Source organism: Caballeronia sp. TF1N1, from assembly GCF_022878925.1.
GTDB lineage: Bacteria > Pseudomonadota > Gammaproteobacteria > Burkholderiales > Burkholderiaceae > Caballeronia.
The window spans coordinates 2064715-2086035 of the sequence record NZ_CP084626.1; the positions used below are offsets into that span (position 1 = coordinate 2064715).

Annotated in this window: 20 protein-coding genes; 8 read left to right on the forward strand and 12 right to left on the reverse strand. The window is 63.4% G+C overall.

All coding sequences use genetic code 11. From position 1 onward, the window contains the following. Positions 1-135: 135 nt before the first annotated feature. The 4 genes from LDZ28_RS09580 to LDZ28_RS09595 all read right to left on the reverse strand — a co-directional run bounded on the left by LDZ28_RS09580 (position 136) and on the right by LDZ28_RS09595 (position 3383). A complete protein-coding gene (locus tag LDZ28_RS09580; RefSeq protein WP_244825818.1) occupies positions 136-1125 on the reverse strand; it encodes a beta-ketoacyl-ACP synthase III in 990 nt (329 codons plus the stop codon). Beyond that, positions 1125-2264 carry a phosphate acyltransferase PlsX gene (gene plsX, locus LDZ28_RS09585; protein ID WP_244825820.1) on the reverse strand — a complete coding sequence of 380 codons (1140 nt, stop codon included), beginning with the start codon at positions 2262-2264 and terminating at the stop codon, positions 1125-1127. The genes LDZ28_RS09580 and plsX overlap by 1 nt, the downstream gene beginning before the upstream one ends. Before the next feature lie 133 nt (positions 2265-2397). Then, the gene (gene rpmF / locus LDZ28_RS09590; protein ID WP_007741736.1) at positions 2398-2577 is read right to left on the reverse strand and encodes a 50S ribosomal protein L32; all 180 of its coding nucleotides are present in this window, start codon (positions 2575-2577) and stop codon (positions 2398-2400) included. 182 nt (positions 2578-2759) lie between these two features. Continuing rightward, entirely contained in the window at positions 2760-3383 is a 624-nt protein-coding gene (locus tag LDZ28_RS09595; protein ID WP_244825822.1) for a DUF177 domain-containing protein, read from the reverse strand. Between the two features lie 397 nt (positions 3384-3780). Between LDZ28_RS09595 and LDZ28_RS09600 the strand changes: the two genes are divergently transcribed. Further along, the gene (locus LDZ28_RS09600; protein ID WP_244825824.1) at positions 3781-4401 is read left to right on the forward strand and encodes a Maf-like protein; all 621 of its coding nucleotides are present in this window, start codon (positions 3781-3783) and stop codon (positions 4399-4401) included. Continuing rightward, complete coding sequence (locus LDZ28_RS09605; RefSeq protein ID WP_244825825.1) at positions 4398-5117, forward strand: SAM-dependent methyltransferase; 720 nt, start codon at positions 4398-4400, stop codon at positions 5115-5117. The genes LDZ28_RS09600 and LDZ28_RS09605 overlap by 4 nt, the downstream gene beginning before the upstream one ends. A gap of 48 nt (positions 5118-5165) precedes the next feature. On the opposite strand, the gene LDZ28_RS09610 is transcribed toward LDZ28_RS09605, so the two are convergent. From LDZ28_RS09610 to LDZ28_RS09625, 4 genes are read right to left on the reverse strand one after another with little or no spacing between them, the layout of a single operon-like run. Further along, entirely contained in the window at positions 5166-6146 is a 981-nt protein-coding gene (locus tag LDZ28_RS09610) for a S49 family peptidase (protein ID WP_244825826.1), read from the reverse strand. 46 nt (positions 6147-6192) lie between these two features. After that, entirely contained in the window at positions 6193-6585 is a 393-nt protein-coding gene (locus LDZ28_RS09615) for a Rieske 2Fe-2S domain-containing protein (protein ID WP_244825828.1), read from the reverse strand. Next, complete coding sequence (locus LDZ28_RS09620) at positions 6582-7241, reverse strand: HAD-IA family hydrolase (RefSeq protein ID WP_244825830.1); 660 nt, start codon at positions 7239-7241, stop codon at positions 6582-6584. The genes LDZ28_RS09615 and LDZ28_RS09620 overlap by 4 nt, the downstream gene beginning before the upstream one ends. A 10-nt stretch (positions 7242-7251) precedes the next feature. Continuing rightward, a complete protein-coding gene (locus tag LDZ28_RS09625) occupies positions 7252-8256 on the reverse strand; it encodes an RluA family pseudouridine synthase (RefSeq protein WP_244825832.1) in 1005 nt (334 codons plus the stop codon). A 903-nt stretch (positions 8257-9159) separates the two neighbouring features. On the opposite strand from LDZ28_RS09625, the gene LDZ28_RS09630 reads away from it, so the two are divergent. The 6 genes from LDZ28_RS09630 to LDZ28_RS09655 all read left to right on the forward strand — a co-directional run bounded on the left by LDZ28_RS09630 (position 9160) and on the right by LDZ28_RS09655 (position 16680). Then, a complete protein-coding gene (locus LDZ28_RS09630; RefSeq protein ID WP_244825834.1) occupies positions 9160-12555 on the forward strand; it encodes an Rne/Rng family ribonuclease in 3396 nt (1131 codons plus the stop codon). Positions 12556-12759: 204 nt separating this feature from the next. Then, positions 12760-13866 (forward strand): GTP 3',8-cyclase MoaA, encoded by a 1107-nt coding sequence (gene moaA / locus LDZ28_RS09635; protein WP_244825835.1) that lies wholly within the window; start codon positions 12760-12762, stop codon positions 13864-13866. After that, positions 13866-14483, forward strand: coding sequence for a molybdenum cofactor guanylyltransferase MobA (mobA, locus tag LDZ28_RS09640; protein WP_244825837.1), 618 nt, complete (start codon positions 13866-13868; stop codon positions 14481-14483). The genes moaA and mobA overlap by 1 nt, the downstream gene beginning before the upstream one ends. A gap of 76 nt (positions 14484-14559) precedes the next feature. After that, positions 14560-15864 (forward strand): gephyrin-like molybdotransferase Glp, encoded by a 1305-nt coding sequence (glp, locus tag LDZ28_RS09645; protein WP_244825839.1) that lies wholly within the window; start codon positions 14560-14562, stop codon positions 15862-15864. Positions 15865-15928: 64 nt separating this feature from the next. After that, complete coding sequence (locus LDZ28_RS09650) at positions 15929-16204, forward strand: hypothetical protein (RefSeq protein ID WP_049655276.1); 276 nt, start codon at positions 15929-15931, stop codon at positions 16202-16204. After that, positions 16201-16680 carry a GNAT family N-acetyltransferase gene (locus tag LDZ28_RS09655; RefSeq protein ID WP_305038162.1) on the forward strand — a complete coding sequence of 160 codons (480 nt, stop codon included), beginning with the start codon at positions 16201-16203 and terminating at the stop codon, positions 16678-16680. Before LDZ28_RS09650 ends, LDZ28_RS09655 begins: the two co-directional genes overlap by 4 nt. A gap of 47 nt (positions 16681-16727) precedes the next feature. On the opposite strand, the gene LDZ28_RS09660 is transcribed toward LDZ28_RS09655, so the two are convergent. From LDZ28_RS09660 to LDZ28_RS09675, 4 genes are read right to left on the reverse strand one after another with little or no spacing between them, the layout of a single operon-like run. Further along, a complete protein-coding gene (locus tag LDZ28_RS09660) occupies positions 16728-18185 on the reverse strand; it encodes a DNA recombination protein RmuC (protein WP_244825840.1) in 1458 nt (485 codons plus the stop codon). Continuing rightward, positions 18182-19162 carry a D-glycerate dehydrogenase gene (locus LDZ28_RS09665; RefSeq protein ID WP_244825841.1) on the reverse strand — a complete coding sequence of 327 codons (981 nt, stop codon included), beginning with the start codon at positions 19160-19162 and terminating at the stop codon, positions 18182-18184. The genes LDZ28_RS09660 and LDZ28_RS09665 overlap by 4 nt, the downstream gene beginning before the upstream one ends. Positions 19163-19172: 10 nt before the next feature. After that, the gene (locus LDZ28_RS09670) at positions 19173-20543 is read right to left on the reverse strand and encodes a sodium:proton antiporter (RefSeq protein ID WP_244828090.1); all 1371 of its coding nucleotides are present in this window, start codon (positions 20541-20543) and stop codon (positions 19173-19175) included. A 29-nt stretch (positions 20544-20572) separates the two neighbouring features. Next, positions 20573-21244, reverse strand: coding sequence for a lactate utilization protein C (locus tag LDZ28_RS09675; protein WP_244825842.1), 672 nt, complete (start codon positions 21242-21244; stop codon positions 20573-20575). Between the last annotated feature and the right edge of the window lie 77 nt (positions 21245-21321).

The window sequence follows — 21321 nt, forward strand, 5'->3', positions numbered from 1 at the left end:
CGGCCGGCAAATGGCCGACGCCGGCTGTGCTTGCGCCGCGCGCGCATGGTGTGGCCGCGGCGGCCTTTTCAGCGGATCGAATTCAGATTGATGGGGATCGAGAAGATTGAGGAAGAAAGCGAGTGGCTTGAGCGATCAATAGCGGAAGACCGACGCGCCCCACGTGAAGCCGCCGCCCACGCCTTCGATCAGCACGTTCTGGCCACGCTTAATACGCCCGTCGCGCACGGCGACATCGAGCGCGAGCGGAATCGACGCCGCCGACGTATTGCCATGCTCGCCCACCGTCACGACCATGCGCTCCTGCGGCAGATGCAGCTTGCGGCAAGTGCTCTGCATGATGCGGATATTGGCTTGATGGGGGATCAGCCAGTCGATGTCGTTCGGCGTGAGCTTCGCTTTCTCAAGCGCTTCGATAGCCACTTTTTCGAGCACGTTGACGGCGAGCTTGAACACCGCCTGGCCATCCATGTGCAGGAACGCGCTGCCGGAAATCACACCGCCGTTCACGTTGCCCGGCGTGCAGAGAATGTCGGAATAGCTGCCGTCCGCATGCAGCGCGCTCGACAGCACGCCCGCTTCCTCGGACGCCTGCAGCACGACCGCGCCCGCGCCGTCGCCGAACAGCACGCAGGTCGTGCGGTCCTTGAAGTCGAGAATGCGCGAGAACGTTTCCGCGCCGACGACGAGCGCCGTGCGATTCAGACCGCTGCGAATGAAACTGTCCGCCGTCGCGACGCCATAAGCGAAACCGGAACAGACGGCCTGCACGTCGAACGCCGCGCCGTTGTTCTTGATGCCGAGCTTGTTCTGCAAGAGACACGCCGTGCTCGGAAACACGAAGTCCGGCGTGGAGGTTGCCACGATAATGAGATCGATGGATTGCGGGTCGATGCCCGCCGCCTCGATGGCTCGTTGCGATGCGACCAGCGCGAGATCGCTCGTGGTTTGATCAGGAGCCGCAAAGTGCCGTGCGTGAATGCCGGTTCGCGCGACGATCCATTCGTCGCTCGTCTCGACGCCTTCTTTAGCGAGACGGTCCGCCAATGCCTGATTCGTAACGCGCTCGGCCGGCAGATAGCTGCCTGTGCCGAGCACTCGAGCGTAAAGATTGGATTGAGCCATTATGCCTTCGAGTGTAGCGCAGTCCCCGAGGCGTCCGGCGGATTCGGACGCGAGTTCGGCTGCGGGTTCAGTTCCGTCGCGACGCCGCTTGCGGCATCGGTGGCGGAAGTGCTCGCGGCGCCTTCGCGCGCGGCAGGCGCATTCTCCTCCATTGCGCGCACGAGACGTTCGAGCACACCATTTTTGACGGCATCATACCCGCGTTTGATGGCCCACTCAAACCCGAAGGCTTCGGCCGATCCGTGGCTCTTGATCACGAGGCCGCGCAATCCCAGCAAGGCGGCGCCGTTATATTGCGCGGGATCGACGCGCTTCTTGAAACGCTTGAGAACGGGCAGCGCCACGAGCGCCATCAGCTTGCTCGGCAGGTTGCGGCTGAACTCTTCCTTGATGATGTCGGCAAGCATTTTCGCGAGACCTTCGGAAGTCTTCAACGCGACATTGCCGACGAAGCCGTCGCAAACCACGACATCGGTCGTGCCTTTATAGATGTCGTTGCCTTCCACGTTGCCGTAGAAGTTGAGCGTGCTCGCACGCAGCAGTTCGCCCGCGCGCTTGATCGTTTCGTTGCCCTTGATGACTTCTTCGCCGATATTGAGCAAGCCGATGGTCGGCCGCTCGCGCCCTTCGATCGCCGAAACGAGCGCGTGGCCCATTTCCGCAAACTGCAGCAGATGCTCGGGTTCGCAGTCGACATTGGCGCCGAGATCGAGCACGGTGGTGTAGCCCTTCTGGCTCGGCATGGCGAACGCGATGGCCGGCCGCTCGATACCGGCGAGCGTTTTCAGCACATAGCGGGAGACCGCCATGAGCGCGCCGGTGTTGCCGGCGGAGATGCAGGTTTGTGCCTCGCCCTCTTTGACGAGGTTGAGCGCGACGCGCATCGACGAATCTTTCTTCTTGCGCAGCGCGACTTCGACGGGGTCGTCCATGGCGACGACTTCGGTCGCGGGAACGACAGTCAGGCGTGGTTCGTCCAGCGCCTTCAATTTTTTCAATTGCGCGCGAATGGACTGCTCGATGCCGACGAGCATCAGATGCGCGTCGGGATGCGCGCGCACGAAATTGACGGCAGCGGGAACGGTCACGGCCGGACCGTGATCGCCTCCCATGCAGTCAATGGTTATCTTTACGGTCATGGGAAGCGACGAATTTCAGGCACAAAAAAGCGGCAGTGAAATGCCGCCTTCTTGTCGTACCGGGAAAGTGTCAAAAGCGTAGCAGGCGCGAGCGTCCGCTGTGCGGTGACGCATCAGGCCAAGCGCGAAACGCTTAGTCGTTCTTCGTCTTGACGACTTTCTTGCCACGATAGTAGCCATTCGGGCTCACGTGGTGACGCAGATGCACTTCACCCGTGCTCGGCTCAACTGCCAGCGGCGCTGCGTTGAGGAAGTCGTGGGAACGGTGCATGCCGCGCTTCGACGGCGACTTCTTGTTTTGCTGAACTGCCATGATTACTCCAGAAAAATTTTGCGAATTCTAACACAGCCCGAACCGCCGACAGCCCTCGACCTGCAGGCCATCGGGTTGATCGTGAGCGCTTCGCGCCACCAGTTTGTTGCGTGCTGCCGATCCTGCTAGAGCTTTGCCCCGGCTCATTGCCAACATTGCCAAGGCTCGAGCTTTGAGTCCGTTCAATGCTTCTTGTCGTCCTTGAGCTTCTGCAGAACGGCAAACGGATTGGGCTTGTCCGATTTTCCGGAAGCGCCCGGTTCGCCGTCCGCTTCGCCTGCTTCGTCACCGTCTTCGCCCTGGAGCAGACTTTCATGCACCTTCGGGCAGACGTTGTGCTTCGGCACGAGCGGCAAGGCCAACAACAACTCTTCTTCGATCAAGTCGATCAGATCGAACTGATGCGAGCCTACGATCACATCGACTTCATCGTCATCGAGCGGATACTCGTCCGCTTCTTCTTCCGTCGCCACGATCCGATCAGTCGCATCGACATCGAGATGCTGCGAATACGGCAAAAGACAGCGCTGGCACATCAGATAAACCGAGCCGTGCACCGCGAGGCGCAAATAAGGCTGCGGCGCTTCCGTGCCGTTGTCCTGCAATTCCGGCTGGGTCGATCCCTCGGCCTGCCAGGTGAACACCGTGTCGCGGTCTGGCGCATCTGCCGGCACTTCGGCTAACATGCGCGGCAGTTGCGAAACGCGGACCGCGCCCGCTGCCTGCCTGCCGCTCTTGGCAAAATCGTAAAGATCGAGCGCGCGCGGATTGGCGGGGCTCGCAGGTTTGCCAGGATTCTGAGTCATGTGCGCTCCTGCTATGTGCCGTGCGTTGTTCGTACGTGTTTCGTTCGGGTGCGGTCGGCGCTTCGGTTAGCGCTTGAGTCTGCACTTGGCTACGCGCCCGCTGCTACAGTCCGGTACTGCTACGAGTCAGTATGCACCGCCCGGTGCCAAAAGGCAGGCGTGGCTTGCCCGGATTTGCAGCATGACGTCAAACGTGCTTTGTTTGCGTCACCTTGGTTTGCGCCACCGCTGTTAATTCCGCGGTACTAGTTATCTCTTCCCTATTCACCGGCTAGAGCGCCCAAGCACCATACCGATGAAAAGCCCAAAACTATAACGGCTTTGTTCTTTCGAGTCAAACACTTAAGGACTCGTTCGCAACCCGTCGTTTTTCACCCATTTTTGCTGATTTCCGTTTATGTCCGACGTTTTTGCTTCGTCTTCGCCCACGCGGCGCCTGGTTCTGGCGTCGGGTTCGCCATATCGGCGCGAGTTATTGGCGCGTTTGCGCATACCTTTCGATGTCATCGTGTCCGGTGTCGATGAAACGCCGCTTGCCGGCGAATCGCCCGAGGCAACGGCCGTGCGTCTTTCCATCGCCAAGGCGCGCGCGGCGGCCGTCGAGGCGCCGGACGCGCTCGTGATCGGCTCCGATCAGGTCGCGACCTTCGACGGACGTCAGATCGGCAAGCCCGGCACGCACGACAACGCCGTCGCGCAACTGCGCGCGATGCGCGGCCGCGGCGTCGACTTCCACAGCGCGCTGTGCGTGTTCGACAGCGCCACGGAAAACGTGCAATCGGCCGATATCGTCACCCGCGTGCAGTTTCGCGATTACACAAACGCCGAAATCGAAGCCTACCTTCGCGCCGAAACGCCCTACGACTGCGCGGGCAGCGCCAAGTCCGAAGGGCTCGGCATCGTGTTGCTCGATGCGATCGACTCCGACGATCCCACCGCGCTCATCGGCCTGCCGCTCATCGCGCTGAGCAAGATGTTGCGCGCGGCCGGTTTTCCCCTTCTCGGAGCGGCAGCATGAGCGGCGTCCTTTATCTGATCCCCAATACGCTTGGCGAAGGCGATGCCGAAGCACTCGCGCAAGTGCTGCCCGAGCCGGTGCGCGCGCAGGCAGCCGCGCTAGGTTATTACATCGGCGAGAACGCCAAGACGACGCGCGCATTCCTCAAGAAAGTAGGCACGACGCGGCCGATTCAGGAAATCGAGGTTCGGGAGCTGAACGTCAATACGCCGCCCGGCGAAATCGACAAACTGCTCGCGCCGATTCTCGCCGGCGCCGACGCGGGACTCGTCTCGGAAGCCGGCTGCCCCGCCGTCGCCGATCCGGGCGCGCTGCTCGTGCGGCGCGCGCATCAGCGAGGCGTGAAGGTCGTGCCGTTCGTCGGACCGAGTTCAATTCTGCTCGCGCTCATGGCGTCGGGCATGAACGGCCAGAGCTTCGCGTTCAACGGCTATCTTCCCGTGGATGCCGCCGAGCGCGGCAAGCGCCTGCGCGAGCTGGAACAACTGTCGCGCAAGGCGAACCAGACGCAGATTTTCATTGAGACACCGTATCGCAATCGGGCGATGCTGGACACGCTCATCGCGATCTGCGCGCCGTCGACGCTGATCTGCGTCGCGGTGGATTTGACGCTGCCCGGCGAAACCATCGTGACGCGCACGGCAGCGGACTGGAAGAAGCAAGCCGCGCCGGAATTGCACAAACGGCCGGCGATTTTTCTGTTGCTGGGGGCTTGAGGTCGGTGCGGTCAGGCGTGGGTTTGTGCGCCGCTCGCCCTCACGCCCTCACCGCACCTGCACCTTCCCGCCAAGCGTCAACGCCCGCACCGCCGCATCGCCGACAGAAGCGCCAAAGCGCTTCACCACCTTCTCGCCGATGCTTTCCTTCTGCGTGTAATCGACGATATCCGGCTGCTTGATGATCTCGCGCGCGACGTAGCTGGCGTCGCCGAAACCATCCGCGAGTCCAAGCTGGACGCTCTTCTCGCCTGTCCAGAACTCTCCCGAAAACAAGTCAGGATCGTCCTTCAGACGCGTGCCGCGCCCCTGTTTCACCGCGTCGATGAACTGCGCGTGGATCTGGTCGAGCATGTCCTGGGCGTGCGCGGTCATCTGCGGCGTCTCGGGCGAAAACGGATCGAACGAACCCTTGTTCGCGCCCGCCGTATGCATGCGGCGCTGGATGCCGAGCTTGTCCATCAGCCCGGTGAAGCCGAAACCGTCCATCAGCACGCCAATCGAGCCGACGATGCTCGCCTTGTCCACGTAGATCTTGTCCGCCGCCGCCGCGACGTAATAGCCGCCCGACGCGCACATGTCATCGACGACGACGTAAAGCGGCGTCTTCGGATACTTCGCCCGCAAACGCTTGATTTCGCGATAAATAATGCCCGCCTGCACCGGCGAGCCGCCCGGACTGTTGATGCGCAAAATCACGCCCGCCGTGCCGTCGTCCTCGAACGCGCTTTCGAGCGCGCCGCCGATGTTGTCGGCGCTGGCATCGCCATTACTCGAAATCTCGCCCTGCAAGTCGATGAGCGCGGTATGGCGCGTACTCTTGGCGACGTGGTCGCCGGTCAGATCGAACACGCGCCAGGCGATCACGGCAATCACCGCGAGAAATACGAAGCGAAAGAAAATGCGCCAGCGCCGCGCCGCACGCTGCTCGCGAACGGATGCCAGCGCGATGCGTTCGAGCGCCTCGCGCTCCCAATTGTCATTGCCGCGATCGTTACCGCGCGGGTTTTGAGGAAAGTTGTCGGACATGCGTTTGCCTTCTGGTCGTCAAACCAGCTCAAGGAAAAATGGGGATTCAGGCCGGGCGCAGCGTGTCGTCGGGCAGCCAGAAGACCGCGCGGCCTTCGGGCGTGTCGCGTTCCTCGACGGCGAGTGCGCGCAGACGCGCGCCGCGGCACGGACCGCCGACGCACTTGCCCGTGTCGGGCTCGTAGATCGCGCCGTGCGTCGCGCACATCAAGTATAGGCCCGAGCTTTCGAAGAACTGGCCTTCGACCCAGTCGAGTTCCATCGGGACATGCGCGCAGCGGTTGAGGTAGCCGAAAGGTTTGCCGTCGTAGCGCACGAAGAACACCACCGCTTCGCCGCTCGCGTCCGCCGCATTCAGGCGCCGGCCCGCGCCGCCGTCGACGAGTTCATCGGCGGCGCACACGCGCACGGCGTTCGCGGCTTGCGTCGGCTCGCTCATGCGTGCTCCCGCAGCCAGCCCGCCAGAGACGCGATGCTATCCGCGCAGAACTTCGGTTCCAGCTTCGTCAGCGAATCTGCCGGATGCGCGCCGTAGCCCACGCCGATGCCCGCCGCGCCCGCGTTGATCGCCATCTGCAGGTCGTGCGTGGTGTCGCCGATCATCACCGTGCGCGACAAATCCTGGCCGAGTTCGCGCGTGAGTTCGTGGAGCATGGCCGGATGCGGCTTCGAAAAGGTTTCGTCGGCGCAGCGCGTGGCGTCGAAATGGCTCGTGAGGCGCGACTCGTCGAGCGCGCGGTTCAGTCCGACACGGCTCTTGCCCGTCGCCACCGCGAGAAAATAGCCCTCTTCGCGCAGTTCCCGAAGCAACTCGCGCACGCCAGTGAAAAGTTCGGTCGTCTGGCCGGTCGTCAAAAAGTGATAGCGATAACGCTCGGCCAGACGCGGATACTCGGAAGGATCGAGCGTGGGCGCGCAAATCTGCAGCGCGTCCCTGAGGCCGAGGCCGATCACGTAGCTCGCGGATTCATCGGCCGGAACTGGCAGCCCCAGATCGCGGCATGCCGCCTGAATGCTGCGCGTGATGTGCGCGGTCGAATCCATCAAGGTGCCGTCCCAGTCGAAGACGATCAAATCGAATTGCTGCCGCGCCATGTAACGTGTCTCACTGTTGATCTTGGTTTAAGAGCTTGAGCTGGTCGATGCAGCGCCGGCATTCCGCCGGCAGCGGCGCTTCGAGCTGCAGCGGCTCGCCGGTCGCCGGATGCGTGATTTTCAGTCGATAAGCGTGCAAAAACATGCGTTTGAGCGACGGTTTCGCGTTCGGACGCGCGAGCTCCTTGTTGAGCGCGAAATCGCCGTATTTGGCATCGCCCGCAATAGGCAGGCCGAGACTCGCCATATGCACGCGAATCTGGTGCGTGCGGCCGGTTTTAAGTTCGGCCTCGACCCAAGCGTAGTCGTCCCAGCGCTCGATCAGATTGAAAACCGTATGCGATGGCAGACCGTTCTCCTGAATCCGCACGCGCCGCTCGCCGTCCGCCGCCACGTACTTGTGCAGCGGCTCCTTGACGATACGCCGCCGTCCCCAGTCGCTTGGCCAGTCGCCATGTCCGAGCGCGTAGTAACGTTTGTCGATGCGATTCTCACGAATCTGCTCGTGCAGATTGACGAGCGCCGCGCGCTTTTTGGCAAGCATGAGCACGCCGGACGTCTCGCGATCCAGCCGATGCACGAGTTCGAGAAATTTCGCGTGCGGGCGCGCGTTGCGCAATTGTTCGATGACGCCAAACGCCACGCCGCTGCCGCCGTGTACCGCGACGCCCGACGGTTTGTCGATGACGATCAAATGGTCGTCCTCGAAAATGATGGGGAATTCAGCGGCCGGCGCGTTCGACGACAGCGGTTTTTCATCCGGCTGCGCGATACGAATGGGCGGCACGCGCACGAGATCGCCGATTTCGAGCCGGTACGCGGAATCGATCCGGCCTTTGTTCACGCGCACTTCGCCACTGCGCAGAATTCGGTAAATATGGCTTTTGGGCACGCCCTTGCAGACGCGCAACAGAAAATTGTCGATGCGCTGACCGGCAGCGGTTTCGTCGATTTCGATCATCGACACCTGCTCGCTTGCGACCTGTTTATGGGATGTTTTGCCTAACTCATTCATTCTGAATATAATTTGCGAGCAGTCTGAAAAACAGCGTGACACGAAAACCGTGGCTGCGAACTATCAGACTGTACAGGTGCAAGCAATAAACCATCATTTTACTTGTGCCCAGGGCCGGTTGCTCGCCCGGAAAATCGAGCAACAAGTTGCACGCACGGCGATATCACCGGCAGGGACGGGGCCCACAGGCGCGTTCGGTCGAGTGATCGTCGATCGGTAACGGATTTTTGGTCAAAAAGAATTTTTATCGGCGAGAAGCGATGGCGCCCGGTCGTTGAAGCCGGTCGCCCGCCCAGATTTTCCCCTGCCATCGAGCAACGGGACGAACGGCAAATCGAAGCTCGCCGATTGCGAACAACTCGCGACGACATCGCGGCTGCGCTGATTCCGGCGAAGCGCGATAGCAGTTAAAAAACGTCGCAGTGAGGCGAGACATGCGGCACGCCAGCGGAGCTTTCGGGTCTGCGGCCGTGCCAGCGCGGTCAGGCAAGGGTCGAGGTCGGCGAAGAAGCATCGCGCGAATTACGCGAGGCCGCCCTCCTGCATTGCCGCCGTCGGAGGAGAAGGCTCTGTTCGAAGAGCGCAGCGGGTTTGGCGCGTCTAATTTGAGACGCGAAACCCCCGGCGCCGCCGTTTTTCCTCGACGCGTTTTACCGCGCAGCGCACCGTATCGGCGCGCCTCCCAGTTGTCGCAAGGTGCCCCACGGCCCGGCCCGCTCATGCGCCCGTGCCCGCTTTCGGCAATTCTCCCGCCAGAAGTCCCGCTCCAGCGTGCTTTGTGACAACACACAAAAAGCGCGGCACGCTCGCCCTCCCGCTTCGCCCGCCGATGTTCGACCACGGGTTCGAACTCCGCGCCGATTCGCAAGATGAGGGACGGCAGGGCCGCTCTGGAGCCGTTCAATGAAACGCATGCTGTTTAATGCGACGCAGCAGGAAGAACTCCGCGTCGCCATCGTCGATGGGCAGAAGCTCATCGATATCGACATCGAAACCGCCGGGCGCGAACAGCGCAAAGGCAACATCTACAAGGGAGTCGTCACCCGCATCGAGCCGTCGCTCGAAGCCTGTTTCGTCAACTACGGCGAGGACCGCCACGGTTTTCTGCCGTTCAAGGAAGTCGCCCGCCAATATTTTCGCGACGGCATCGAGATGCGCTCCGCGCGCATTCAGGACGCGCTGCGCGAAGGCCAGGAACTGATCGTTCAGGTCGAAAAGGAAGAACGCGGCAACAAGGGCGCGGCGCTGACCACGTTCATTTCGCTCGCCGGACGCTATCTCGTCCTGATGCCGAACAACCCGCGCGGCGGCGGCGTGTCGCGCCGGATCGAAGGCGACGAGCGGCAGGAACTGCGCGAAACCATGGCGCAGCTCGAATTGCCGGAAGGCATGAGCATCATCGCGCGCACAGCGGGGATCGGACGCTCGGCCGAAGAACTCCAGTGGGACCTGAATTACCTGATGCAACTGTGGCGCGCGATCGAAGCCGCGTCGCAGAGCGGTGTCGCCGGCCAGCCCATGCTGATTTATCTCGAATCGAGCCTCGTCATTCGCGCGATTCGCGACTATTTCCAGCCGGATATCGGCGAAATTCTCATCGACACGACCGAAATCCATGATCAGGCGCGCGCCTTCATGGACATCGTGATGCCCGACAACCTGCAAAAGGTGAAGCGCTATCACGACGACGTGCCGCTGTTCTCGCGTTTCCAGATCGAGCATCAGATTGAAACCGCGTATTCGCGCACGGTGCCGCTGCCTTCGGGCGGCGCGATCGTGATCGATCACACCGAGGCGCTCGTCGCCATCGACGTGAACTCGGCGCGCGCGACCAAGGGCGCCGACATCGAGGAAACCGCCACGCGCACCAATCTGGAAGCCGCCGACGAAGTCGCGCGCCAGTTGCGTCTGCGCGATCTGGGCGGGCTGATCGTGATCGACTTCATCGACATGGAGTCGGCAAAAAGCCAGCGCGAGGTCGAACAGCGCCTGAAAGACGCGCTCAAGCACGACCGTGCGCGCGTACAAATGGGCAAGATTTCTCGCTTCGGGTTGATGGAACTGTCGCGTCAGCGGCTGCGTCCGGCACTCTCCGAAGGCAGCCACGTCACCTGCCCGCGTTGTAACGGCACGGGCCATATCCGCGATACCGAGTCGTCCGCGCTGCAAGTGCTGCGGATCATTCAGGAAGAAGCGATGAAGGAAAACACCGCGGCGATTCATTGCCAGGTGCCGGTCGAAGTGACCGCCTTCCTATTGAACGAAAAGCGCTCGGAAATCAACAAGATCGAGTCGCGCTTCAAGGTCAACGTCGTTCTGATTCCGAACAAGCATCTGGAGACGCCGCATTACAAGCTGGAGCGTCTGCGTCACGACGATGCCCGTCTCGACGAACCGCGCGCCTCGTGGAAGATGGCAGTGGAAGCGGCAACCGAGATGGAATCGGAAACCGGCTACAGCAAACGCACCGAGGAAGTAAAGCCGAAGCAGGAAGCGGCGGTCAAGGGCATCACGCCCGAGAAGCCCGCGCCGAGCGCGCCGGTCAAACCGGCGCCGGTCGAGGCCGCGCCCGTTGCAGCGACGCCGGAGCCGGCGAGCGGCGGGTTCATCGCGTGGATCAAGAACCTGTTCGGCATTCAGCCTGAAGTCAAACCGGCGCCCGCGCCGGTCGAAGCGCAACCCGCCACGCGCGCGCCACGCGAGCGCCCGGAGCGCGGCGAACGCACGGGCGGCGGCGATCGCAACCGTAATCGCCGTGGCGGTGCGAATCGCGATGGCGCGGCCGTGGGCGCCGCTGCCGGCGCAAACGGCGTGAATGGCGCGGTTGGCGGCGGCAATGGCACGGGCCGTCAAGGCGCACGCCGTGAAGACCGCGAGGCGCGTCCGGGTCGCGAAGGCCGTGAATTGCGCGAAGTTCGCGAGCCGCGTGAAGCACGCGAAGGACGTGAAGGACGCGAGCCCCGCGAGGCGCGTGAGGCACGTGAGCCGCGCGAACGCAATCAGGACCGAAACGCCGAACGCGCACCGCGCGCCGAGGCTGCGGAGCGTCCGGAACGACGCGAGCGTGCGGATCGCGGCGAGCGTGGTGAACGTGGCGATCGTGCGGAACGCACCGAGCGTCCGGAACGTGGCGAGCGTCGCAAGCCGCAAGCCGAAACCGCCGTCGAAGCACTGACGCCAAGCGAAGCGGTGCCGTCGGAAATCGTCGAAACGGCGCAAACCGACGACGACTTCGCGCAGCAAAACGGTCTCGACGCGGTATCGGCGGAACAAGCCGCGCGTGATGGCGAAGAGCGTCGTCGCCGCCGTCGCGGTCGTCGTGGCGGTCGTCGCGAACGTGAAGATGACGGCACGACGGTGAATCACGCCGCCGATGTCGCCGAAGCGGAAGGCGCAGCCGAAAGCATGTCGGCGCAAGCTGGCGTGTTCGACGCGGAAGCCGCGCAAGAAGCCGCCGCGCGTCGCGAACCGCGTCCGGCCGTTGCCGCGCCGCAGCCTGTCGCCGAACGCAGCGTGGAAAAGGCGCCCGAGCAAGCCGTCGCTGCACCGGTGCAAGCGCCTGTGCGCGTCGAGCAGCCGTCGCAGACCGAGGCTATCGAAGCGAACGCGCAGTTGAAGGCGACGACGCCCGAACCGGCGCCGGAGTTCTTCGCGAAGTCGGATGCTTCGCTCGCGGTCGATAACCCGTTCGGCCCGACGCCGAAACTCGCGGAAACGAAGCCCGCCGATCCTTTCGCGCCTGCCACGCCTGCTGCTCCCGCGGCCGTGGAAGAAGCGAAGCCTGTCGAAGTGGCCGCGCCTGTCGAAACCGCGAAGCCAGTGGAAACGGCCAAGCCGGTCGAAGCTCCGGCTGAGGCAATCGCGGAAACGCCGTCCGCCGAAGCCGCGCCGGTACGGGCCGAACCCGCCGAACCCGTCAAGGTCGCCGCGGTTGCAGCGACGCCTGAGGCGACTTCGGTTCCGCCCGTGCAGGTCCAGGCCGTGGAAACGGTGACAACTGAAAGCGTGATTGAAACGGCAGTGGCTTCGCAGCCCGTCGCAGTGGAAGCGGAACCGGTGAAAGCCGCCGCGCCCGCGGCTGCACCGGCCGCGACGCCGGTATCGACGGAAGCGTTGCAGCCGATGCTCGAATCCGCCGGCCTCGTCTGGGTCAACACGGACGCCAGCAAGCTGCGCGACGCCAACGCCGCAGCCGAGCGCGAAGCCGCGCCGGCACGCGTGCCGCGCGAGCGCAAGCCGCTGCCGCCTGTGAGCGCCGCGCCGATGCAGCAAGTGGAAACCGGCAAAGACGCGCAGTAAGCGTAGTGCCGCAACCGGGCGTTCCACGGAACGCCCGGTTGCGCAGGAAAAACGCCATCGGCTAACGTCGATGGCGTTTTTTTTGACGCCTAGGTATGGAAAGCCTGTACCAAAGGGTAAGACGACTGGTTCGCCGCGTTCCGCTAAAATGACTGCGTGCTTCTACTATTCGAACAAGCCTCCGAGCCGAGCAAGACCGCCGCCATGTCCCGACGCATCATCCCCTTAGCCGATGTCAGCGCCATTCCGGATTTTTCCGGCGCGGTGGCATTGCCATCCGGGTTGCTGACGGACACGCTCGCGCGTCCGCTGCGCGATCTGCGCATCTCGGTCACGGATCGCTGCAACTTCCGCTGCGTCTACTGCATGCCGCGCGACGTGTTCGACAAGGACTACCCGTTTCTGCCGCATTCCGCCCTGCTCTCGTTCGAGGAAATCGAGCGGCTGGCGCGCGTCTTCGTGGCCCACGGCGTCGAAAAAATCCGTTTGACGGGCGGTGAGCCGCTACTGCGCAAGAACATCGAATTTCTGATCGAACGACTCGCGCTTCTGCGCACGCCCGAAGGCCGTCCGCTCGATCTTACGCTGACCACCAACGGATCGCTGCTCGCGCGCAAGGCACGTTCGCTCAAGGAAGCGGGGCTGTCGCGCGTCACGGTCAGTCTGGATGCGCTCGACGACACGCTTTTTCGCCGCATGAACGACGCCGATTTCGCCGTGGCCGACGTGCTCGACGGCATCGAAGCCGCGCAGTCGGCGGGCCTTTTGCCGATCAAGGTCAACATGGTCGTCAAGCGTGGCACGAACGATCAGGAAGTCGTGCCGATGGCGCGTCACTTCAAAGGCAGCGGCGTGGTGCTGCGCTTCATCGAATACATGGATGTCGGTGCGTCGAACGGCTGGAACATGAGCGAGGTGTTGCCGTCCGCGCAAGTTGTCGAGCGGATCGCCGAGCACTTCGCGCTCGCGCCGCTCGAAGCGCATACGGCCGCCGAAACCGCGCAACGCTGGGGCTATCTCGACGGCAGCGGAGAAATCGGCGTGATTTCGAGCGTCACGCGCGCGTTCTGCGGCACTTGCACGCGCGCGCGGCTCTCGACCGAAGGCAAGCTGTACCTCTGCCTTTTCGCCACGTCCGGCCACGATCTGCGCGCGCTCATTCGCGGCGGCGCGAGCGATGCCGACGTCGCCAACGCCGTTGCGCACATCTGGCACGCGCGCGGCGATCGCTACTCGCAATTGCGCGGCAGCGCGGCGGGAAACGCGCGCCGTGAAGCGCCGCGCGTCGAGATGTCGTACATCGGCGGTTGATGCCCGTGGCCCCGGAAAATCAGACTACCGGACTCGTGCTCGCGGGCGGACGCGGCTCGCGCATGGGCGGCGTCGACAAGGGACTACAGCTCCTGCGCGACGAACCGCTCGCGTTGCATGTGCTGCGCCGCCTCGCGCCGCAGACGGACGCCATGCTCATCAGCGCGAATCGTTCGGGCGACGACTACGCTCGGCTCGCTACGCGTTTCGATGCACGCGTCATCGCCGATTCGCTCGCCGATTATCCCGGCCCGCTTGCCGGCATCGCCACTGCATTGCGCGCGGCGCACACCGAGTTCGTGCTGACCGCGCCTTGCGACGCGCCCTTCGTCGATTCGCAACTCGGCACCACGTTGCGACGCGCGCTCGACGAACATGGCGCGGACATCGCTTATGCGGCGACCGTCGATACGGACGAAACGCGCATCGCGCATCCGGTTTTCGCGCTGATTCGAACCTCGCTCGCCGACGATCTCGACGCCTGGCTTGCCGCCGGCGAACGCAAGGTCCGTGCGTGGTACGCGCGCCACAAGGCGGTGCAAGTGCCATTTCACGATGATCGCGCGTTTTACAATATCAATGATTTGCATCAGCTAGCTGAACTGGCGCGTCGTTAGCCACGCGCATTCGTTCAGGTTCAGCCGGTTCCAGCATCGCTGTCCTTCCCGACTTCGGTCGCGACCATTCCGATTCATGACCACGTCCAGGCCCTTCTCCGCTTGCGTCACTTACTACGATCCGAACGCGCTGCCGGTTGCGGCCGCGCAGGAAATCGTTCGTCAGTGGGCCATGCCGCGTGGAACTGCCGGGCGTGTCGAACGCGTAAGTCTTTATGAAGCGCTCGGCCGCGTGCTCGCCGAAGACGTGATCTCGCCCATCGATGTCCCGGCATTCGACAACTCCGCAATGGACGGCTACGCGTTCAAGAGCGCCGCGCTCAATGCCGCGCGCGATGCCGTCGAACTGAACGTCGCAGGTATCGCGCTCGCCGGACGTCCCTTCAGCGCCGAACCCAACGCGGCTCAATGCGTGCGCATCATGACGGGCGCGCTGATTCCGCCAGGCTGCGACACCGTCGTGCCGCAAGAACTCGTCACGCGCGCTGACGACGTCATTCGCTTCCCATCAACCGTCGTAAGCGAAGGCCAGAACCGGCGGCTCGCTGGCGAAGACTTGGCTCGCGGAAAGGCCGCTTTGCAAGCAGGCCGTATCGTGCGGGCGTCCGACCTCGGTTTGCTCGCGTCGCTCGGAATTGCCGAAGTCGCGGTTCGGAAGCGTCTCGTCGTCGCGTTCTTTTCCACGGGCGACGAGTTGCGCTCCGTCGGCGAACCGCTTGCGCCCGGCAGCCTCTACGACAGCAACCGCTACACCCTTTTCGCGATGCTGCGCCGCCTCGACGTCGAGACGGTCGATCTGGGCATCGTGCGCGACGACCGGGCATCGTTGGAGAAGGCGTTGCGCGAAGCGGCGCAAGCAGCGGATGTCGTCATCAGCTCGGGAGGCGTCTCCGTTGGCGACGCCGATTTCACGCGCGAACTGATGAACTCGCTCGGCGACGTCGCGTTCTGGAAGATCGCCATGCGTCCCGGCCGCCCGCTCGCATTCGGCCGCTTGTGGTCGGGACCGCGCGCGGGCACGGGCGAATCGGCGCTCTTCTTCGGCTTGCCGGGGAACCCCGTTGCCGTGATGGCCACGTTCTACTTCATCGTCCGTGAAGCCTTGCTGGCCATGTCGGGCGCCGCACGCCAGCCGCTCATCGAGATTCGCGCGACCTGCGCCGAGCCGATCAAAAAGCGCGCGGGCCGCACGGAATTTCAGCGCGGCATCGCAAGCCGCCGCGCCGACGGACAATGGAGCGTCGTGACCACCGGGCCGCAAGGTTCAGGCGTGCTGAGTTCCATGAGCCGGGCCAATTGCTTCATCGTGCTCGAACACGATCGCGGCAATCTCGAAACGGGCGATTCCGTGGATATCGTGCCGTTCGACGGCCTCGTTTGAGCGCGCCAAAAAGCAGGGCGACGCGATCACCACCATTTTTTATCGATAGACGGGTTTTTAGTCCATGAAAAAGCAGATCTCATCCATTGCACCCGGACAGACGGCCAAGGCCCTGATCCTCGTGTATCTGACTTTCAGCGTGCCGATCGTGCTGCTCGGCGTGGTAGTCGCGTTCGTGCGATACGGCTCGGTGGAAGTGAGCACGGTCACGAGCGCGCTGCTGCTCAACGCAATCCTTGGCTTCGTGCTGTTGTGGATTGCGTGCCATGCTTATAACTGGGTGGCGTCGCGTTTCGGCGGCATAGAAATCGTGTTGTCCGACGCACCGGAGGAAGCGTGAGCGGCGCGTCGATTCGCCCCGCCACGCCCGCCGATATCGGCGCGATCTACGCGCTGATGTACGAACTCGCGGAATTCGAGAAGCTCACGCATTTGTTTATCGCGACCGAAGACGGCGTGCGCGATGCGCTCTTCGGCGCGCGTCCGTCAGCCGAAGCGCTGGTCGCGGAACAGGCGGGCGAAGTGGTCGGCTATGCGCTCTTCTTCCATAACTTCTCCACGTTTCTCGGCAAGCGCGGGCTGTATCTGGAAGATCTCTACGTGCGCCCGACGTTGCGCGGCAGCGGCCTCGGCACGCAGATGCTCAAGCGGCTTGCGGCACTTGCGGTCGAGCGTCAGTGCGGCCGCTTCGAATGGTCGGTGCTGGACTGGAATCAGAACGCCATCGACTTCTATGAAAAGATGGGCGCAACCGTATTGCCGGACTGGCGCATCGTGCGTATCACCGGTGAGTCGCTGGAGCGGTTGGCGTCTTAGACGCGGTTGCATCGCTGACGCGCAGGCCGCTTATCATCTGAAGCTCGTCAAAGCTCGTCGTCCCCGTCTCGCGGCAGCGCGGCCTCGTCATCCCCGAGCAGACCGCGCGCTTCCTCACCCGGAAGCGCTTCCACATCGCGCAGGCGCTTGCCCATTTGACGCGTGCGCGTCTGCGCCGCTTCGATCGAGCGCGTGACGGTTTCGAGTTGCGACTTCGTTTTCGCGAGTACATCGCCGAACTTGTTGAACTCGGTTTTCACCGCGCCGAGCACCTGCCACACCTCGCTCGACCGCTTTTCGATAGCGAGCGTCCTGAAGCCCATTTGCAGACTGTTGAGCAGCGCCGTGAGTGTAGTCGGACCGGCCACGCTCACGCGATGCTCGCGCTGTAGATAGTCGGTCAGACCCGGACGCCGCAGCACTTCGGCATACAAACCCTCGGTCGGCAGAAACAGCAACGCGAAGTCGGTCGTATGCGGCGGCGACACGTACTTCTGCGCGATGGAGCGCGCCTCCGCGCGCAAGCGTCCTTCGAGCGCACGCGCGGCTTCTTCCACACCGACGGGATCTGCGCGATCTTGCGCATCGACGAGACGCTCGTAGTCCTCGCGCGGAAACTTGGCGTCGATAGGCAGCCACACCGGCGTCGCGGCATCGCCCGGCGCGCCCGGCGTGTCGTGACGGCCCGGCAACTTGACTGCAAACTCCACGCGTTCGTTGCTCTTGGGCACGGTCGCGACGTTCTTCGCGTATTGATCCGGCGTGAGCAACTGTTCAAGCAACGACTCCAGTTGCACTTCGCCCCAAATGCCGCGCGTCTTGACGTTGGTCAGCACCTTCTTCAGATCGCCGACGCCCGCCGCGAGCGTCTGCATCTCGCCTAAGCCCCGATGCACTTGTTCGAGCCGGTCCGACACCAGCTTGAACGATTCGCCGAGCCGCTGCTCCAGCGTGGAATGCAGCTTTTCATCGACGGTGCGGCGCATTTCATCGAGCTTCGCCGAGTTGTTCGCCTCGATGTCCTTGAGGCGCGCTTCGAGCGTCGCGCGCACTTCGCCGAGCCGCCGTTCGTTCGCTTCCGATAGCTGGCCGAGATGCAAAGTCATGGAGTCGGCGAAGCGCTTGAGCGCGTTGCCCTGATCGTCGCGCGCCTGCTGACTCTGCTGCGCGAGTTGCTGCGCAAGCGCGTCGAACTGCGCGTTCTGCACGCTCGACGTGCTCGCCAACTGCGTCGCGAGCGTCTGATGAAACTGCGTGAAGCCGCTTTGCGATTCCATGCGCGAGACGCGCGTGCTCTCCGCGATATCGCCACGCAAGCCGCGTTCGAGCCGCTCCTGCGCCCGCGTCTGCGCCTCGCCCATGTCGTTCACGCGGTCGGTGAGCGCGACGAATTCCTCTTCGATATCGACGCGGGACGTGCGCCGCATCGTCGCAAACAGGACGACGAGCGCAACCAGAAGCGCAATCGCCAGGAGCGCGATCGCGCCGTACAACAGTTCGATCATTTTTTCAGCACGTCCGGGTTGATCGGATTCGGCGGATTGCCGGCGCGCGGTCCTTCACCCAAACCGGCGATGAGATTGTCCGCGGCGAGATTGGCCATCGCGCGGCGCGTCGACTCGGTGGCGCTCGCGATATGCGGCGTCAACGCGACGTTATCGAGCAACAGGAAATCGGGATTGAAGTCGGGTTCGCCTTCGAACACGTCGATCCCCGCGGCCGCGATACGCTTCTCGCGCAGCGCGGCGATCAACGCCGAATCGTCGACGATTCCGCCGCGCGCGATGTTGGTAAGCGTGGCCGTCGGCTTCATCAACGCGAGTTCGGCCGCGCCGATGGTGTGATGGTTCTCCTTGGTGTAGGGCAGCACGAGCACGACGTGATCCGCGCGCTTCAACAAGTCTTCCTTCGACGCGTACTCCGCGTTGAGTTGCGACTCGATCTCCGGCGCGACGCGCGAACGGTTGTGATAGATCACGCGCATGTCGAAGCCCACCGCGCGGCGCGCCAGCGCTTGCCCGATCCGGCCCATGCCGATCACGCCGAGCGTCGAGCCGTACACGTCGGTGCCGAGGAACGAATCGAAACTCCACTTCTGCCATTTGCCCGCGCGCAGAAAGTGCTCGGATTCGGTGACGCGCCGGGCCGCAGCCATCATGAGCGCCCAGCCGAAGTCGGCGGTGGTTTCGTTCAGCACGTTGGGCGTGTTGGTGCCGAGCACCTTGTGCGCGTCGAAGGCGTGCATGTCGAAGTTGTTGTAGCCGACCGCCATGTTCGCGACGACTTTCAGGTTCGGCGAGCCCGCCAGTTCCGTTTCGCCGACCATCTCGCCGGCAGTGAACGCGCCGTCCTTGTCGGCCAGACGCGCGCGAAACTCCTCCTGGCCAAGCACGTCGCCCGGATTCAGATCGACTTCGAAATACTGTTTCAGACGTTCGACCACATCGGGAAAAGTGGGACGCGCAACAAGCACCTTCTTCATCGAATTGCTCCTAGAAAAATAGCCAGCCCAAGACGGCGAATAACGGCAACAGGACGATGCCAGACCATCCCATATAACCGAAGAAGCCCGGCATGCGAATGCCGCGCGATTCGGCGATTGCCTTCACCATGAAATTCGGCGCATTGCCGATATACGTGTTCGCGCCCATGAAGACCGCGCCCGCCGAGATTGCCGCGAGTGTGGACGCGCCCGTGGTCATGAGCGTGGGAGCGTCGCCGCCCGCGAGATTGAAGAACACGAGATACGTCGGCGCGTTATCGAGGAACGAAGACAGGATGCCCGTGGCCCAGAAATAGGCGAGATCGTGCGGCTTGCCTTGGTCGGACACCGCGTGCACGATGCCCGCGAACGCGCCCGACTCGCCCGCGCGCAGAATCGTAATGACCGGCGCGATGGTGATGAAAATAGCCGCGAAAAGCTTCGCCACTTCTTCGATAGGCGCCCAGTCGAACGCGTTGCCCTTGCGCGCGCTTTTGGGCGTGAGGACGAGCGATGCGAGCAGCACGATCACCAGAGCCGCGTCGCGCACGACGTTCTGCAAATGCAGATGCGTGCCGTACACATCGAACACGACGCCCGGCTTCCAGATGCCGCTCATCAGCACCAATGCGACGACCGCCGCGAGCAGCAAAAAGTTGATCCTGCCGTCGATGTGAACTGCAATCGTCCTGACCGAGCCGAGCTGCGTTTTTTCTTCCTTGCGCCAGAAATAAGTATCCAGCGCGTAGAAGAGCGCGAGGAGAACGACGGAGACGAGGAGCATCGGCAGAAAGAGATGCGTGGTCGTCCAGAAGAAACCGACGCCGTTCAGAAAGCCGAGGAACAAAGGTGGATCGCCGAGCGGCGACAACGAGCCGCCCACGTTCGCCACGAGAAAGATGAAGAACACGACCACATGCACGACATGCCTGCGGTTTTCGTTGGCGCGCAAGAGCGGGCGGATCAGCAGCATGGCCGCGCCGGTCGTGCCCATAAGGCTTGCCAGCACGGTTCCCAGCGCGAGCAACGAGGCATTCAGACGCGGCGAGCCGCGAAGATCGCCGTGCACGCAAATGCCGCCCGCGACCGTGTACAAGGAAGCCAGCAAAACGATGAACGGTATGTACTCTTCGAGCATCGCGTGAACGAATACGCCGAGCGCCGTGCCGCCGCCGAACGCAGCCGCGAAGGGTACGAGAAACGCAAGCGCCCAGAGCAACGCGATCTTGCCGAAGTGGTGATGCCAGAGCTTCGCCGCGACGAGCGGAAACACCGCGATGGAAAGCAGCATGCCGAAGAACGGAACGCCCCACGCCGCCGACAAGCTCGCGCCATCGACCGTGGCCGCCGACGCGTTCGACATCGCGCCGAGCAATGCCATGCAGCCGAGGAGAAGAGACCGCACTGCGCTCACGCTTCGGTCACGACGATTACATGCACGCGATACGGCCCATGCGCGCCCAGCACGATGGTCTGCTCGATATCGCCGGTGCGCGACGGCCCGGAAACGAAGTTCACCGCACGCGGCAGTTCGCCCCGTTCGGCGCGAATCAGAGCGAAGGCGTCTTCATGCGCCGCGACGATGCGCGAAGCCGGCACGACCGCGATATGCGTCTGCGGCAAGAGCGCGCCGGACGCGGGCGTATCCGGGCCGGACAGCAACACGAGCGACCCGGTTTCCGCCGTCGCGCAAAAGCAGCCCGTGATGCCGACGAGATCCGCGTCTTCCGGCTTGCGTAACGACGCCTGAATGCCCGCCTGGGTCCACGGCAACTCAGCCAACGCAGGCCATGCGACGGCATCGGTGGCAAGATTCAACGAGCGGAGGTAGCGCGCGGCTTCGGCGGGAGCATCGTCGAGCGCGGCGACTTCGGCGACGGTGGTCGAGAGCCGTTCGGCTTCGAGCCGAAACCGCGCGATGAGCGCGTCGCGGGTGTCGGGCAACGGCGGGCGCGGACCTTCGGGATGACGCGTCAGATAGTCGTTCGCGGTGGCACGCTCGGCTTCGGTCGGCTCACCGCGTCTGCCCTGCGCGCTGCGTATGCGCGCGAGAATATTGCGGCGCGCCGCCGATGTGTCCATGGTGCCGTCCTTACGAGTGCGAGAGTGTTCCGGATGCGTGCGCGCCACGAGTCCTGGCGGCACGATCGAATTATATC

Excerpts from the sequence above, each read along its gene's own strand:
- LDZ28_RS09665 (WP_244825841.1), bottom strand. The coding sequence starts at position 19,162 with ATGAAGAAGGTGCTTGTTGCGCGTCCCACTTTTCCCGATGTGGTCGAA.
- rpmF (WP_007741736.1), bottom strand. The coding sequence starts at position 2,577 with ATGGCAGTTCAGCAAAACAAGAAGTCGCCGTCGAAGCGCGGCATGCAC.
- glp (WP_244825839.1), top strand. The coding sequence starts at position 14,560 with ATGACCACGTCCAGGCCCTTCTCCGCTTGCGTCACTTACTACGATCCG.
- LDZ28_RS09660 (WP_244825840.1), bottom strand. The coding sequence starts at position 18,185 with ATGATCGAACTGTTGTACGGCGCGATCGCGCTCCTGGCGATTGCGCTT.
- LDZ28_RS09675 (WP_244825842.1), bottom strand. The coding sequence starts at position 21,244 with ATGGACACATCGGCGGCGCGCCGCAATATTCTCGCGCGCATACGCAGC.
- LDZ28_RS09595 (WP_244825822.1), bottom strand. The coding sequence starts at position 3,383 with ATGACTCAGAATCCTGGCAAACCTGCGAGCCCCGCCAATCCGCGCGCG.
- LDZ28_RS09625 (WP_244825832.1), bottom strand. The coding sequence starts at position 8,256 with ATGAATGAGTTAGGCAAAACATCCCATAAACAGGTCGCAAGCGAGCAG.
- LDZ28_RS09615 (WP_244825828.1), bottom strand. The coding sequence starts at position 6,585 with ATGAGCGAGCCGACGCAAGCCGCGAACGCCGTGCGCGTGTGCGCCGCC.
- LDZ28_RS09605 (WP_244825825.1), top strand. The coding sequence starts at position 4,398 with ATGAGCGGCGTCCTTTATCTGATCCCCAATACGCTTGGCGAAGGCGAT.
- moaA (WP_244825835.1), top strand. The coding sequence starts at position 12,760 with ATGTCCCGACGCATCATCCCCTTAGCCGATGTCAGCGCCATTCCGGAT.
- LDZ28_RS09600 (WP_244825824.1), top strand. The coding sequence starts at position 3,781 with ATGTCCGACGTTTTTGCTTCGTCTTCGCCCACGCGGCGCCTGGTTCTG.
- LDZ28_RS09610 (WP_244825826.1), bottom strand. The coding sequence starts at position 6,146 with ATGTCCGACAACTTTCCTCAAAACCCGCGCGGTAACGATCGCGGCAAT.
- LDZ28_RS09650 (WP_049655276.1), top strand. The coding sequence starts at position 15,929 with ATGAAAAAGCAGATCTCATCCATTGCACCCGGACAGACGGCCAAGGCC.
- LDZ28_RS09620 (WP_244825830.1), bottom strand. The coding sequence starts at position 7,241 with ATGGCGCGGCAGCAATTCGATTTGATCGTCTTCGACTGGGACGGCACC.
- LDZ28_RS09580 (WP_244825818.1), bottom strand. The coding sequence starts at position 1,125 with ATGGCTCAATCCAATCTTTACGCTCGAGTGCTCGGCACAGGCAGCTAT.
- mobA (WP_244825837.1), top strand. The coding sequence starts at position 13,866 with ATGCCCGTGGCCCCGGAAAATCAGACTACCGGACTCGTGCTCGCGGGC.
- LDZ28_RS09670 (WP_244828090.1), bottom strand. The coding sequence starts at position 20,543 with ATGGCATTGCTCGGCGCGATGTCGAACGCGTCGGCGGCCACGGTCGAT.
- plsX (WP_244825820.1), bottom strand. The coding sequence starts at position 2,264 with ATGACCGTAAAGATAACCATTGACTGCATGGGAGGCGATCACGGTCCG.
- LDZ28_RS09630 (WP_244825834.1), top strand. The coding sequence starts at position 9,160 with ATGAAACGCATGCTGTTTAATGCGACGCAGCAGGAAGAACTCCGCGTC.